Source organism: Methanoculleus chikugoensis (genome assembly GCF_019669965.1).
Taxonomy (GTDB): Archaea; Halobacteriota; Methanomicrobia; order Methanomicrobiales; family Methanoculleaceae; genus Methanoculleus; species Methanoculleus chikugoensis.
Genome location: NZ_AP019781.1, coordinates 1,409,230 through 1,422,908, shown reverse-complemented (window position 1 = coordinate 1,422,908; position 13,679 = coordinate 1,409,230). Strand labels below are relative to the sequence as shown.

Annotated in this window: 18 protein-coding genes; 9 read left to right on the top strand and 9 right to left on the bottom strand. The window is 59.1% G+C overall.

The window, feature by feature from the left end; translation table 11 throughout:
* Positions 1-256: 256 nt before the first annotated feature.
* From MchiMG62_RS07210 to MchiMG62_RS07200, 3 genes are all read right to left on the bottom strand, one after another.
* A complete protein-coding gene (locus tag MchiMG62_RS07210; protein WP_054848116.1) occupies positions 257-505 on the bottom strand; it encodes a type II toxin-antitoxin system RelE family toxin in 249 nt (82 codons plus the stop codon).
* On the bottom strand, positions 499-765 hold the full coding sequence (locus MchiMG62_RS07205; RefSeq protein WP_074370364.1) for an AbrB/MazE/SpoVT family DNA-binding domain-containing protein: 267 nt from the start codon (positions 763-765) through the stop codon (positions 499-501). Before MchiMG62_RS07205 ends, MchiMG62_RS07210 begins: the two co-directional genes overlap by 7 nt.
* A gap of 157 nt (positions 766-922) precedes the next feature.
* Positions 923-1,153: a hypothetical protein gene (locus MchiMG62_RS07200; protein WP_221056381.1), complete on the bottom strand. Its 231-nt coding sequence runs from the start codon at positions 1,151-1,153 to the stop codon at positions 923-925.
* Positions 1,154-1,190: 37 nt separating this feature from the next.
* On the opposite strand from MchiMG62_RS07200, the gene MchiMG62_RS13220 reads away from it, so the two are divergent.
* The 3 genes from MchiMG62_RS13220 to MchiMG62_RS07185 all read left to right on the top strand — a co-directional run bounded on the left by MchiMG62_RS13220 (position 1,191) and on the right by MchiMG62_RS07185 (position 2,182).
* Positions 1,191-1,391, top strand: a complete 201-nt coding sequence (locus MchiMG62_RS13220; protein ID WP_244987616.1) for a hypothetical protein — start codon at positions 1,191-1,193, stop codon at positions 1,389-1,391.
* Positions 1,392-1,664: 273 nt separating this feature from the next.
* Positions 1,665-1,862, top strand: coding sequence for a hypothetical protein (locus MchiMG62_RS07190; protein ID WP_054848115.1), 198 nt, complete (start codon positions 1,665-1,667; stop codon positions 1,860-1,862).
* A complete protein-coding gene (locus MchiMG62_RS07185) occupies positions 1,847-2,182 on the top strand; it encodes a type II toxin-antitoxin system PemK/MazF family toxin (RefSeq protein WP_054848114.1) in 336 nt (111 codons plus the stop codon). The genes MchiMG62_RS07190 and MchiMG62_RS07185 overlap by 16 nt, the downstream gene beginning before the upstream one ends.
* Positions 2,183-2,328: 146 nt before the next feature.
* Here the strand turns inward: MchiMG62_RS07185 and MchiMG62_RS13215 are convergent, their stop codons facing one another.
* Positions 2,329-2,526: a hypothetical protein gene (locus MchiMG62_RS13215; protein WP_244987615.1), complete on the bottom strand. Its 198-nt coding sequence runs from the start codon at positions 2,524-2,526 to the stop codon at positions 2,329-2,331.
* A gap of 26 nt (positions 2,527-2,552) precedes the next feature.
* Between MchiMG62_RS13215 and MchiMG62_RS13210 the strand changes: the two genes are divergently transcribed.
* A complete protein-coding gene (locus tag MchiMG62_RS13210; RefSeq protein ID WP_244987614.1) occupies positions 2,553-2,792 on the top strand; it encodes a hypothetical protein in 240 nt (79 codons plus the stop codon).
* A gap of 365 nt (positions 2,793-3,157) precedes the next feature.
* On the opposite strand, the gene MchiMG62_RS07175 is transcribed toward MchiMG62_RS13210, so the two are convergent.
* Both MchiMG62_RS07175 and MchiMG62_RS07170 read right to left on the bottom strand, forming a co-directional pair.
* The gene (locus tag MchiMG62_RS07175) at positions 3,158-3,370 is read right to left on the bottom strand and encodes a hypothetical protein (RefSeq protein ID WP_244987613.1); all 213 of its coding nucleotides are present in this window, start codon (positions 3,368-3,370) and stop codon (positions 3,158-3,160) included.
* A 55-nt stretch (positions 3,371-3,425) separates the two neighbouring features.
* Positions 3,426-3,653, bottom strand: coding sequence for a hypothetical protein (locus MchiMG62_RS07170; protein WP_244987612.1), 228 nt, complete (start codon positions 3,651-3,653; stop codon positions 3,426-3,428).
* Positions 3,654-3,951: 298 nt separating this feature from the next.
* Between MchiMG62_RS07170 and MchiMG62_RS07165 the strand changes: the two genes are divergently transcribed.
* Both MchiMG62_RS07165 and MchiMG62_RS13400 read left to right on the top strand, forming a co-directional pair.
* Positions 3,952-4,179 carry a hypothetical protein gene (locus MchiMG62_RS07165; RefSeq protein ID WP_221056379.1) on the top strand — a complete coding sequence of 76 codons (228 nt, stop codon included), beginning with the start codon at positions 3,952-3,954 and terminating at the stop codon, positions 4,177-4,179.
* Positions 4,176-4,439 carry a type II toxin-antitoxin system RelE family toxin gene (locus MchiMG62_RS13400; RefSeq protein WP_221056378.1) on the top strand — a complete coding sequence of 88 codons (264 nt, stop codon included), beginning with the start codon at positions 4,176-4,178 and terminating at the stop codon, positions 4,437-4,439. Before MchiMG62_RS07165 ends, MchiMG62_RS13400 begins: the two co-directional genes overlap by 4 nt.
* Positions 4,440-4,552: 113 nt before the next feature.
* Here the strand turns inward: MchiMG62_RS13400 and MchiMG62_RS07155 are convergent, their stop codons facing one another.
* The 3 genes from MchiMG62_RS07155 to mgtA form a co-directional block, all read right to left on the bottom strand.
* A complete protein-coding gene (locus MchiMG62_RS07155; protein WP_221056377.1) occupies positions 4,553-4,933 on the bottom strand; it encodes a type IV pilin domain-containing protein in 381 nt (126 codons plus the stop codon).
* A 333-nt stretch (positions 4,934-5,266) separates the two neighbouring features.
* Positions 5,267-5,425: an AlbA family DNA-binding domain-containing protein gene (locus MchiMG62_RS07150; RefSeq protein WP_221056376.1), complete on the bottom strand. Its 159-nt coding sequence runs from the start codon at positions 5,423-5,425 to the stop codon at positions 5,267-5,269.
* A gap of 113 nt (positions 5,426-5,538) precedes the next feature.
* Entirely contained in the window at positions 5,539-8,061 is a 2,523-nt protein-coding gene (gene mgtA, locus MchiMG62_RS07145; protein ID WP_221056375.1) for a magnesium-translocating P-type ATPase, read from the bottom strand.
* 555 nt (positions 8,062-8,616) lie between these two features.
* Between mgtA and MchiMG62_RS07140 the strand changes: the two genes are divergently transcribed.
* From MchiMG62_RS07140 to MchiMG62_RS07130, 3 genes are all read left to right on the top strand, one after another.
* Positions 8,617-8,814: a hypothetical protein gene (locus MchiMG62_RS07140; protein ID WP_221056374.1), complete on the top strand. Its 198-nt coding sequence runs from the start codon at positions 8,617-8,619 to the stop codon at positions 8,812-8,814.
* A gap of 23 nt (positions 8,815-8,837) precedes the next feature.
* Positions 8,838-10,442 carry a right-handed parallel beta-helix repeat-containing protein gene (locus MchiMG62_RS07135; protein WP_221056373.1) on the top strand — a complete coding sequence of 535 codons (1,605 nt, stop codon included), beginning with the start codon at positions 8,838-8,840 and terminating at the stop codon, positions 10,440-10,442.
* Positions 10,443-11,069: 627 nt separating this feature from the next.
* Complete coding sequence (locus MchiMG62_RS07130; RefSeq protein ID WP_244987611.1) at positions 11,070-13,586, top strand: CARDB domain-containing protein; 2,517 nt, start codon at positions 11,070-11,072, stop codon at positions 13,584-13,586.
* Positions 13,587-13,679 lie beyond the last annotated feature (93 nt).

The window sequence follows — 13,679 nt, the reverse complement described above, 5'->3', positions numbered from 1 at the left end:
CCGCGCTTCGCGCTCCTCCCCCGCACCTGACGGTGCTTTAACTCCTGCCGTTCCGGCAGTCGTTCCCCGCCCCAAGGGGCGGGGGCAGTGCTGGCGATACCCCCACGGTCCACTGCACCGGGTTTTTTCCTCGGTTAAAATGCCTGAGTGATTCCGCTAATGAAGCAGAATCCCACATGCAACAGCACAACCACACTCAAAAATCAAAAAAACGGCAACGCGAAAAGCGCATGGTCTTACAGAGCGCTGCTATTCGTTACTGCTCGTCCTTATGGTAGAGATCCAGAAAGATCAGGAGATCATTTCGCTCATCATAGCAGTATGACAACCGGAATGGAGGGATATATACCTCCCTCGTCTGCTTTCTACCATATCTCATCGGTTTTCCGATCTTCGGATCGTCGATGATCTTAAGGATCTGTTGTTTCACCCGGTCCTTTATCCTGCCGTCACGGATCTTCCTGATCGTCCTCTCAAAGGATGCGCCGTAGGCAACGGTCACCATGATTCAAGATCACGAACAAAATCGGCATGGTCCTTCTTGACAAATTTGCCCTCTTTAAACTCCTGAAGCGCCCGCTCTGTCCTTTCTGCAAAGAGAATATCCTCTTTCAGCTCCGGCTCCAGTTCATCAAGCGGTTTTACGATAAAGCGGTCCCCCTCCCTGACGATGAGCAGTTGTGTACCCTCAGGAAACCCCCTCCGCATGAATGCCGGAATGACAATCTGCCCCTTTGAACTCAGTCTGGTGATACCGATATCCATAGACCATCGTAAGATATATCTTACTCGATCCTATATGAGGTTTTGCATGGCACCAGGCACACCCTTCAGAAACCCGTGAGCGGCCGCCCGCTCACAGGGTTGGAGAAGCAGGCGTGTTCTTCCATCCCGGGGCTGCCCGCCCGCAAGTCGGCGGTCATCATAACCTCGCCCAAAACAGTTTGTGAATTTTCGGTGTACCATACAGGGCTTCCGCCACCAGGACCATAGCCGGGGTCAGAACCCGGACCTTCAGCCCGACAACGCCTTCCCTCCTCGCCCCAGCGGCCGGGTGCGCCCCCTCCTGCCTCGCGATCATTGACCTCCCGCTCATCTTCATCGACCTCCAGGTCATCGCCGGCAACAACCCCGGCGGGCAGGTCACGTTCATCACGACCCACACCTATCTCTTCCTCGCCGGAACCGCGGTGCTCTATGTCGCCGTCCTCGCCCGCCGAGCCTCCCCCCGCCTCCTCGCCTACGCGGTCCCGGTGGTGATACTCCTCCCGCTCGCCTGGGAGGTCGTCGTCGACTTCCAGTTCGCCACCAGCTGCCGGGAGGGCTACCACTTCTGGATACCCGTGGTGGAATACATCTGGTACATTCAGTACGCGATCTTCCCGTTCTGAGGGGGGAGCGGTCGCATCATATCGCCAATGTTCCAGGGAAGCCTCCCTGAAGGTCAAACCGCTGACCTCCATTCGCAACCGAATGGTTGGTCGCGCCCCGCCCCCCACACCTGATGGTGCTCACGCTCCTGCCCCGGCATGAGGGGGACTTCCATCCCCCACACAATGTTCTCAAGTGTCGGGGCACAGATCGCCCCGATAAACACACCCTCTTCAGACAGAGATATGTAGATTGAAGCACCAGAAGATGATATACCCAGAGGTGAGACGACCATGACCCAGGTGAAAGAGGAGATCATCAGTGAACTGAACGACCTCCCGCCCCGGACATACGGTGAGGTGCTTGATTTCATCCGGTTCCTCAAGTTCCGGCGCCGAAAGGCCGCCCTGGACACCGCCCTCGCAAGCGAGCCTGTGCTCCGGAAGGACTGGCTCCGGCCCGAGGAGGAAGAGGCGTGGAGCGATTTGTAAAGGGCGATGTTGTCGTTGTGCCGTTTCCCTTCTCAGACCTGTCGACGGTGAAGCGGCGACCGGCCCTTGTCGTTGCGGCACCCGGCGGGGACGATGTCATCCTCTGTCAAATCACGAGCCAGCAGATCCGGGATCGCTACGCCGTTGGTATTACCGAACCTGACTTTACAGAGGGAACACTCCACAAGCCGAGCAACATCCGGCCAAACCGGCTTTTTTCGGCCAGTGTCGACCTGATTCTTTATCGCGCCGGCCATCTCAATGACCAGACCGTCACGTCGGTTATCGATGGGATCATCGAGATCCTGGAGGCAGAGTAACTTCCTGTCCCAACGTTCTGCCGGGATCCCACAGTTTTTGCCTTCGCACCCCTTCACGTTCAGCCCGCGCACGGCCCGCCTTTATCAATCCCTTTTTCCCAGACTCATCCATGATACGCTCCCTCTTCACCGCGACAAGACCCTTTTTAGCGATCCTGACGTCTTCGAGCCCACGTTCGTTCCCAGAAGTACGCCGGTCTCGACGCCGACGGGGTGAAGGAGGCGCTCCGGACGCTCTTCTGGCTCGCGGTCATCGGCATCCCGCTCATCTTCGTCGTCCTCCAGGTCATCGCCGGCCGGAGCCTCGGCGGGCAGGTCACGTTCATCACGACCCTCACCTGCATCTTCCTCGCCGGGGCCGCGGTGCTCTATGTCGCCGTCTTCGCACCTAACGGTGCTCACGCTCCTGCCCTGCGGCCAGTCGCTCCTCGCAAAACGCGCCTCCCCCCGCCTCCTCGCCTACGCCGGCGCGGTGCTGATGCTCTTCCCGCTTGCCTGGGAACTTGTCGTCGACTTCCGGTTCGCTACGAGTTGCTGGGAGGGCTACCACTTCTGGATACCGGTGGTGGAGTACGTCTGGTACATCCAGTACGCGATCTTCCCGCTCTGAAGGGCAGGGAGTTGACGTTTGTAGGTTCGTCGCAACCCCGGGTACGGCCCCACCCTGTACGGCCCGGCGGGGTTTGCCGTCCCGGTCGGGGTGCCGGTCATCCTCGCCGTCGCGGGGTACGTCCTGGAGACCGAGGGCGCTGAGGATGAATACGACGACTACGAGGAAGAGACGGGAGGTGAGGAGTGATGCGCTCCCCGCTTCCCCGTCGTGCCTTTGCGGGGGTGGAGCTTGAGCACCGGAGGCGCGAACGGCAGAGCGGAAAGACCCCCTGTGCAAAGTCGGGGGGTGGTTCACGTGATTTTACAACATCGCAGTCAGGCTGAATAGTTGTACGATAGCGTTAACAGTTGACCTCGGAGGGGTTAGAAACGCCCATACCGCTTGTGCGCTCGCTCGATCGGCATCACGGCGAGAACATGAACCTCCTGCTCTGCCTCATGAATGCGATAGAATGCCGTGAAGGTATGGCTTATATGAAGGCGATAAGTGTCCTCCCGTCCCTGAACATACAGACGTTCCTTATCGCTTCCGCCACCGGGGAACGGATCTTCTTGAAGCGTCTTCAGTTTCTCCATGACGATCCGCCGGCTCTTCGGGCGGAAACTCTGGATACTCTCAAGGGCCTTGCGGTTAATCAGTATCCGGAACGTCAAAATTCAGCTCCACAAAATCCCCCTCCGCCTCGATACGATCCATATCCTCGATGAACCGGCGCTTTTTCTCCAGTTCCACCATGTGGGAAAGGAGATCATCGAACGTCTGTCCCGGGCGCTTGAGATCGGAGATGTCCTCCCATACACCTTCTGAGACCGGTATCCGCTTGGTTGCAGCCATGACAATACTGTAAGTGCTGATCATATTTACAATGGTTGGTGAAGGCTCTTCCCGCTTGCGTGGGAGGTCGTCGTCGACTTCCGGTTCGCGACGAGTTGCTGGGAGGGCTATCACTTCTGGATACCGGTGGTGTAGTATATCTGGTACATCCAGTACGCGATCTTCCCGCTGTGAGGGGGGAGCGGCCCCTGTTTGACAGACCGGGGAGAGGATCCGATCGAGCAGGGGGGCGGGTTTCGCCGCATTCTAGACGAGGCAGAGGAACAGAATCTGCCTGGGCCTGTGCTCGAAGAGGCTGAAAAACAAGTGACCGAACAAGGGGATGGCCACGATCGAGATCACCAGATCCAACCGGGACCGGCTGAACCGCCTGCGCCGCTACCCCAGAGAACCATACCGAACCATAGTCCGCCGGCTGATGGACCAGAGCGAGGACCCCGAGCCCCTGAGCCCTGAGACGATTGCCGACATCCAGGCGTCGCTCGATGAGATCAGGCGGGGCGAGTTTGTGACGCACGAGGAGTTGAAGCGGGATCTGGGGATTGAGTGAGGTACACGCTCATCTACTCGAAAAGAGCCCAGCGTAAATTAAAGCGCCTCCCAAAGGAGACTGCGGCCCGGATCGTCAGGGTACTTGAACTGCTGGCTGAAGAAGAATACCCTCACCTGCAGGTGAAGCGCCTGACGAACTTACCGCTATTCTCCCTGCGAATAGGGACGCACCGGGTTATCCTGGCATCTGAGCATCGGCAACTCGTTATTATGGCGGTCGATCTCGATCATCGAAAGAATGCCTATGATAACCTGTGAGATATCGCTGATGCTCATGCCCTCGAACCCGTGCCGGGACCCGGACAATCGAGGCCCCTCCACCGGAATACGAGACCGGCGGCTCCGCCTGTAGAGGCAGACCGCCCGGCGCATTAGAGCGTCTTATCAAGCAGTATCCACGACTTGTTATCACCAGACGTCCCGACGATAACAACCCGCGTCGCGTCCGGGATGCTGGATGTATTGGTCGCCCCGGCCCGGACGTCGAGTTTGAAGTTCACGTTCCCCTCCCCAACCCCGCCGATCCAGCACCGGATCTCCGTGACTCGGTCCATGTTCATCCCGCCGTGCACCATGAATGTGACGTTCTCCCCGGACCGTGTCGCCGTCACCATGACGGTCTTCGGCTCCTCCGGGAGCCCGATCCCGAAGACCATCGATGCCACGATCGCCGCGAGGATGACCACGACCGCCACCATCAGGATCGTACTCACCACCTCCGAGACCCCGCCCTCGGTATCCGCACCTGCCATAGAAGAGAATATCCCGGTTAATCGGATAAAAGGCTGCTCATTTCGAACCGGACGGCAGGGATGCTTCCCCGTTCGAGAGATGCGCGGAGAACACTCCTTGAGCGAAACAGGGACGGGAGGTGTCCGGGGATACTCACCGGTATCCGGGCATCGCTCGATGAGATCCGGCGGGGCGAGTTCGTGACCCATAAAGCGCTGAAGGGATCTGGGGATAGAGTAATCCGGGGTGTCGCTCAGGGCCTATCCTCCGGACCGGTCATTACAACGGTCGGCATGCTCCATCATCCTGCGGGCCATCGCAACCCGCCTCTGCGGCGGCATCCCGGCCCGGGATCATCGAACCGTCACGTAACGGACGTGAGCCCCTGCACCTCCTTCCGAATCGGCAAACGCGGCAACCTCATGGTGGAGTGTCCTTGAGGGCGCCCTCTTGAACTCAACCCGCTCTGACTCTCCACCCCGGATGAGGGCGAGGAGGTGATCGAGATCCATAGTTACTGTAAACTTCTGTAACAGGGAGGAATACTACGATAGATGATTTACTGTATCATAATACGATGATTCAGTGTGATACGGTAACATCCGGATGAATGGCGCCGGCTCATTCACAACCGCCCGGCAAAGAACCTAGTCTTCACCACCTCGACCACCGCAAGGTAACCCACCACCAGCCCGGCGAGGACCAGGTAGAAGTGCGGAGGCAGCGGAACAAAGCCGAAGGCTGCCCCCAGGGAGAGGAAGGGCACCACGAGGGCGGCGGCGACGACCGCGACGGTGCTGAGGGCCAGCTGCCAGCTCGGTCTGCTCCGGTAGAACGGGCTCATCCGCGTCCTGATGATGAAGATGATCAGGGTCTGGGTGACAATCGACTCGATGAACCACGCGGTCTGGAAGAGAGGGGCCGTTGCATGAAAGACCAGCAGGAGGACACCGAAGGTGATGAAGTCGAAGAGCGAGCTGATGGGGCCGAAGACGAGGATGAAGTCCCTGATGAAGTGGATGTCCCAGCGCCTCGGGCGGGATATGTACTCGTCGTCGACCCGGTCGGTCGGGATCGTCGACTCGGAGAGGTCGTAGAGGAGGTTGTTGAGGAGGATCTGGATCGGGAGCATCGGCAGGAAAGGCAGGAACAGCGACGCTCCTGCGACGCTGAACATATTGCCGAAGTTCGAACTCGTCCCCATCATGAGGTACTTCATCGTGTTCCCGAACGTCCTGCGCCCCTCCATGACGCCGTCCCCGAGGACCTGAAGGTCTTTTTCAAGGAGGACGATGTCTGCAGACTCCTTTGCAATATCCACCGCCGTATCGACCGAAATACCGACGTCGGCGGTCCGCAGGGCCGGAGCATCGTTGATCCCGTCTCCCAGAAAACCGACGATGTGGTTGTTTCTCATCAGCGCCCGGATGATCTGGTCCTTCTGGATGGGCGTCACCCGGGCAAAGATCGTGGTCTCGTCGACCACCCGCGCAAGCGCCTCATCGGTCATGTGGGTGATCTCGGCACCGGTCAGGGACCGGCGCACCGGGAAGTCCAGGTCGCGGCAGATCTTCCTTGTGACCTGCTCGTTATCCCCGGTGACGATCTTCAGGTCAACCCCGTCGCTGACAAGCCGCTGGAGCGACTCCCGCGCCTTCTCCTTCGGTGGGTCGATGAAGGCCACAAAGCCAAGCAAGACCAGGTCCTTCTCGTCGTCGGGCGTATAGACCGCCTTTGCATCTCCGGTTTGCCGGCAGGCAACCGCAAGAACCCGGAAACCGTCGGCGCTCAGTGCCTCGTAGCGGTGTTCCACCTCCTCCTGCAGTTCGCCGGTGAACGGCCGGACCCCTGCCCGGTCTCTGGTCGAAGAACAGATAGCAAAGACCTGCTCCGGCGCACCCTTTGTGACCAGAAACCGCTTGCCGTCCTTCTCGACGGTGACGGAGGCCCGCTTCCTGACAAAGTCGAAGGGAATCTCGTCGATCTTCCTGTAGCCCTCGACCGGGATGTCGCGGTACGCGAGGATTGCCTCATCAAGCGGGCTCTTCAATCCTGTCTGGTTGAGGCTGTTAAGGTACGAGAAGAGCAGCACCGTCTCGTCGTCGTGCCCCTCCGGATCGGTGTGGAGCACGAGGGATATGGCGTTCTCCGTCAGCGTACCGGTCTTGTCGGTGCAGAGGACGTCCATGCTCCCGAAGTTCTGGATCGCCTCAGGGTGCTTCACGAGGACGCCCTTCTCCGACATGGCAATGGCACCTTTTGCAAGGTTGAGGGAGAGGATCATGGGGAGGAGTTCGGGTGTCAGCCCGACGGCGAGGGCCACGGCGAAGAGGAGGGATTCAAGGACGCCGTGTTTGAAGACAGCGTTGACCAGGAATACGATCAGCACCAGGAGGAAGGTGGTGCGCATGATCAGGTAGCCGAAGTGCCGAAGCCCCCTCTCGAACTCGGTCTCAGGAGGACGTGCGGCAAGCGCCTCTGCGATATGCCCGTATTCGGTATTCTTCCCGGTCATGGCGACCACGGCGGTCGCGTGGCCGCTCACCACCGATGTCCCGAGGAAGAGGTAGTTATTCCACACGGTCCGATCCGCATCTGCCGCAGGAAGGGGGTCTGCGGTCTTCTCCACCGGGAACGGTTCGCCGGTCAGGGCCGACTGGTTGATGAAGAAGTCGCGGGCGGCAAGGACGCGGGCGTCTGCGGGCACGATGTTCCCGGCAGTGAGGTCGATGACGTCTCCGGGAACCAGCTCGGTCATCCTGATCTCCCGGCGTTCTCCATCGCGAAGCGTCGTTGCCGTCCTGGTAATCTTCTGTTTTAAGAGATTGACCGCCGATTCGGCCCGGTATTCCTGGAAGAAGTCCAGGGTAACACTGAGGACGACGATGACGAGGATGATTGCGGCCTCAACGATCTCGCCGACGAAAGCCGATACGATCGCGGCGATGACGAGGATGATCACGAGCGGATTCTTCAGGTGGCCGAGGAAGGCGATCAGGCCGCGATACCGGCGCGCCTCTGCGATCTCGTTCATCCCGTACCGCCTCTGCCTCAGGGCCGCCTCGGCGGTCGAGAGGCCGGAGGGAGACGACCCGAGGTGAGCGAGGCAGTCGTTGGCGGTCATCGTGAGCAGGTCCTCGGTCCTCATGTACCCCTGCAACAGACGGCGGCCATGCGATAATAGTTTCGAGGGCCTGTCTCTGCACGCCTTGAACTTATATCCGGGTGGACGACAAGACCGGAGCCCATACGCCGCCTCACCCAAAAAGATCGATCAACCCCCTCAAACCATCCCATCAAACAAGATTCACGACTCATTTCCGGCAAACCCACGACCCGTGTCGCCTCCGGAACGATGCGCGTCCCGGTCGCTCCGACCCGGTCCAGGCGAGTTTTGGGATTCAAACATCCTGTCTGCCATAGGCCGACTTCCATCTGCGCCCCCGGCCATTGTCTCCCAGAACACGCAGCGATCCACCGACACAGGCCGGCCTGCCGGGGTCGCCGTGAACCGAAATGGACGTACTCGTTTTCCCGTCATAGAGAGAACGAACAGCCTCCTCCGCCCTAAATCATTAAATGGTACCTGTGCATCATAAGGGGTATGAGCCTGGTTGGCGGCGTTGTACGGGGCCTTTCAACCCGGTCCTTGCGGGAGGGACGGAGTTCCGGCATTGAACGCCCCGGCTGTGGTGTTGGCGCGATGCGGGAGACGGACATTCTCGGGGGAACGGACATCCGGGTCCTCCCCCTTCGGCAGGGAGTTGCTTTCCGGCCACAGACCGGCGACGATAACCGGCACCAGCGATCCGGCGACCGCAGGCGTATCCCGATACCCCGGAGGTTCGGGTCGGGGAGGATGCAGGCGAGAGTACACGGTTCGGTGGCGATCTTTGAGTGACCGACGGTAGATGAGAGAACACGATGCCGGCGATACCATATCCCCAAAAGAGAGGCGGACGCGCGCTTATTGCCATAATCATCGTGATAGCAGCCGTGTGCGCCGTTTTGCTGGCATTGCATCTTCAGCCGTGGAAACCGACTCCGTCCGGCCCGCCGGTGCCGGCAATACCGACTCCCGTGGTGCCGACGGTGACAGAACCCACTATCATCGTCGCAGCGAGCGACAGCAGTGCGGCATCGAAAGCCGGAGCAGATTATATCTGTGACGGTATCGACGATCAATATGAGATCCAGGCTGCGATCGATGCCCTCCCCGCCCGCGGCGGGACCGTCCAGCTGACGGAAGGAACGTTCAAGTGCTCCGGAAACATTCTGCCCGGATCATATACGACTCTCTCCGGCCAGGGTGATGAACGTACCACCCTTATTTTTACAAATAACGGCCTGATCTGGTTGAAAAATGATTCTATTGCACTGGAAGGGTTCCGGGCAACCGGATCCGGCTACTCCGGGCAATCGGCGCACAGGGGTGTGATCTACATCACTGCAAGCCATATGTGGATCAAAGACGTCACGGCCACGGCTGACAGGTCCATCCAGGCTGTTTTTTACGTGCAGTCCATCGAAGGCTATAACAGGGATATCGAGTACATTGCGTTCATCGGCTGTGTGGCCGATAGTCCCGGAACGTACGGATTTCTCCATAGTTCGCAGGATACCGAGTACAGGGTACACAGATACGTCCAGTATACCGACTGCAGGGCAACCGACTGCGGCCGATATTCCAGATTCAATAACTGGGTCACAGGATTCGATTTTGCGGAACTCAACGACATCGAGAGCCTGCGGGTGACCCGGTGTATCGCCGAAGGCAACTGGGAATCCGGGTTTCACCTCGAATGGGCTCCCGACAAGAACGACGTCGTCTTCACCGACTGCATCAGCAGAAACAACGGCCGGAAACCCTACCCCGACTATTACGACACAAGCGGCGAGTACTACTTCGGTGCCGGCTACTACGCGCCGAAGGGCTCGTACACGTTCAACAACTGCACCGCGGAAGGGAACAGCGCCTACGGATTCTTCTTCAGTTACCCCGACGGTGTCTACCTGTACGACTGCACGGACTTCGAGACGGGCCGGGGGAAGACCGACTACTCGCAGGTGAAACCGACGTCGTTCTTCATCGTGCAGTCGCTATTGACGCACGCCAACCCCTCGATCGTCATGGAGAACTGTGAAAGCATCGAATCTTTCGGATACGGTCTGCACATTGCGCTGATGGATCACGTACAGATCAACAACTTCCGGTTGACCGATCCGGCCGGGATCGACGGCAAGGGCGCCGTGGTGGGGGGTTCGCCGCGAGGAGCGTTATTTATGGATTCCAGCATCGACATCCATGCAACGGGGGATCGAGTCTCCACTCTGATATATGCGATGGGTAACAGGAATGTCGTATACTCCGGGCAGATAGATTCAAACGCGGCGCATCCATTCGTTATCGACGGATATGGGACCAGCAATGTACGGGTACAGAACATGCAGATGTTACCGGTTGGCTCAGCGGGCATAATGTTGACGCAGGATGTACCCGAGGGTGCAGTAACGATCGTAAAGTCGTGACACGTGTTCGGCAGACACGAGAATCGCCCGCTCTGTATGCGGAGCATCCGTTTGAACCGCATCCGCACTCCTCCTATCCACTCTCCGGCACAAAAGATCTCCGGGTTCGATACGTCCTGATCGCTCCTGTCGCCCGGGATCCGGTTTCAGGGTTTATTCCGCCTCTTCCGGCCGACGGCCTTTTCACCGGCCGGGGATAGGGCCGTCCGACACCTGCGGGCACGGTGTCCGGCGACGACGGTTGCGGACATGTGATCGCCCCGGGGTATTTGCTCCGATTCAAACACATGAAATGGCTATCGGACTGCGAAAAACCATTATTTTGTATGCCGGTTGTTCTTCCGGGCAGCCATACGGTCGCGTGCGAGTTCGCGTCGTTCATGCCCATAGTTTAAATAACATGATAAATATATTATTTTTATATAAAAAAAGCAATTTAATTTTATTTTAGAATTATTGCGGTTTTAATCAGTCTGATTTAAAATATCGTAGATTATATATCTCTAATAAATTTAAATATTTTTATATATTACAATTTTCTGATACTGGGTATCGCCTGAACGAGGTGACTTAGTGATAGTCAAAAGAACAACGAGGCTAATTATTGCAGTGTTCCTGGTATTCGGCATGGTGCCGTTTGTCGGAGCACTGGAGCCCAGCACGGCCACGATAACCGTGGCTGCAAGTGACAGCACCAGCACAGCGAAGGCACAGGCCGACTACGTCTGTGACGGATCAAACGATCAGGCGGAGATCCAGAACGCCATCAACGCCCTCCCCGCCAGCGGCGGAACCGTCCAGCTGACGGAAGGGACGTTCAATTGCGCCGGAAGCATTCTGCCCAAGGCACATACGACTCTCTCCGGCCAGGGCGATGACAAGACCTTTATTCGGTTCACGAACGACGGGATTCTCCGGGTCGATGCCGAATACGTGACGCTGGAGAACTTCCATGTCAAAGGCACCGGTTACAGCGCATCGCGCGACTTCGGCGTGGTGTACATCCGTGCAGGTCACAACGCTGTCCGGGACGTCACCGGAACTGCCGACCGGACCATCCAGGGGCTCTTCTATGTGCGCTCCGTCGGTCTCGGCAACAAGAACATCGAGGACATCGAGTTCACCCGGGTGGTTGCAGACAGTCCCGGAACCTACGGGTTTCTCCACAGTTCATGGGGCACCAACTACAAGGTGCACAAGAACGTACGGTATACCGACTGCAAGGCAATCGACTGCGGTCGATACAGCGCCTACAACCCCTGGGTTACCGGGTTCGACTTCGCAGAACTCAACGACATCGAGAACCTGCGGGTGACCCGGTGTGTCGCCGAAGGCACGCTTGAGTCCGGGTTCCATTTCGAGTACGGTCCAACCAAGAAGGATATCGTTCTCACCGACTGCATCAGCAGAAACAACGGCCAGAAGCCGTTCCCGAAGACCTACAGCCTGGGCGGCGAGGACTACTTCGGTTCCGGTTACTACGCGCCGAAGGGCTCGTACACGTTCAACAACTGCACCGCGGAAGGGAACAGCGCCTACGGGTTCTTCTTCAGCTACCCTGACGGCGTCTACCTGTACGACTGCACGGACTTCGAGACGGGCCGGGGGAAGACCGACTACTCAGCGGTGAAGCCGACATCGTTCTTCATCGTACAGTCGCAGCTGACAAACGCCAACCCCTCGATCGTCATGGAGAACTGCGCGAGCATCAACTCCCACGGTCGCGGTCTCTACGCAACGCTCGTCGACTACGTCCAGATCAAGAACTTCACGATGACCAACCCAAGAGGCATCGACGGTGTCGGCGCTCTGATAGGAGACCCCGCACTGGGAGTGGGTTTTGTCTCTTCAAACCTCGACATCCATGCCTCAGGGAACAGCGCGTCCAAACTTGTCACGGTGAACAGCGCATCCAATTCAAAATTCACCGGGAGCATTGTATCCGACGTGGCGACGCCGTTCACCGTAGCGGGAGGAGGGACCAACAACGTCGTCGTTGAAGGTATCAAGACGGTTTCGAATACGCTTCCGGTGGGTTCGTCGGGAATCACGACGAGCAGCGTCAACTCGGGAGCGGTCAGGATCACCGACTGTACGGTCGTCAGGCCCGGCAGCACCCCGCTCCCGACCCCGACCGTTCCCACCACGCCGGCTCCCTCCGGGAAGCCGGACCTGGTGGTGACCGACATCGCCTGGACGCCGGCAAACCCCGCCTCCGGGGATGCGGTGACGCTGAAGGCCACGATCAAGAACCAGGGCGACGCCCCCACGCCTGCGGGCACCCGGCACGGCGTCCTCTTCACGTTCGATGACGGTGCCGCCGGTGCAGGGGTCTGGTCCGACGCCCACACGGCATCGATCGCCCCCGGCTCCTGGGTCACCCTGACCGCGAACGGCGGTTCGGCCGGTGCAACCTGGACGGCCGTCGAGGGTACGCACACCGTGAAGGCCACCGTCGACGACGTCAACCGGATTGCTGAGTCGAACGAGGCCAACAACGTTCGCACCGAACAGATCGCGGTCTCGAAGGCCGCGTCGGGGTCCACCCCGACCCCCACCCCCACCACGCCGGCCCCCTCCGGGAAGCCGGACCTGGTGGTGACCGACATCGCCTGGACGCCGGCAAACCCGGCCACGGGGGATGCAGTGACGCTCAAGGCCACGATCAAGAACCAGGGTACCGCCCCCACGCCTGCGGGCACCAAGCACGGCGTCCTCTTCACGTTCGATGACGGTGCTGCAGGCCCCGGCGCCTGGTCGGACACCCACGCCACGGCGATCGCTCCCGGTGCATCGGTCACCCTGACCGCGAACGGCGGCTCGGCCGGTGCAACCTGGAAAGCCATGGTGGGCACGCACACCGTGAAGGCCACCGTCGACGACGTCAACCGGATCGCCGAAAGCGACGAGACGAACAACGTTATGAGCAAGGCGATTATCGTCAAAAACCTGCCGGTTCCCGTCAGGGGCGACCTCAACGGAGACGGCAACGTCGATTGGGTCGACGTGACGATCGCTGCCGAGATGGCGCAGAAAACAACGCCGTCCGACCCGGCTGCCGACGTTAATGGAGACGGCACCGTGGACTGGAAGGATGTTGCCCTGATCGCCGACGTCTTCTTCGGCAGGACCTCTTCTCTCTAAAGCGTCTGCCGGGAGGAGTGGTTGATCCCTCCTCTCCTCCCGGTTTTGCCACGGGTACCGCCCCGTAACACCTGTGCAGTACGTGGTCATATT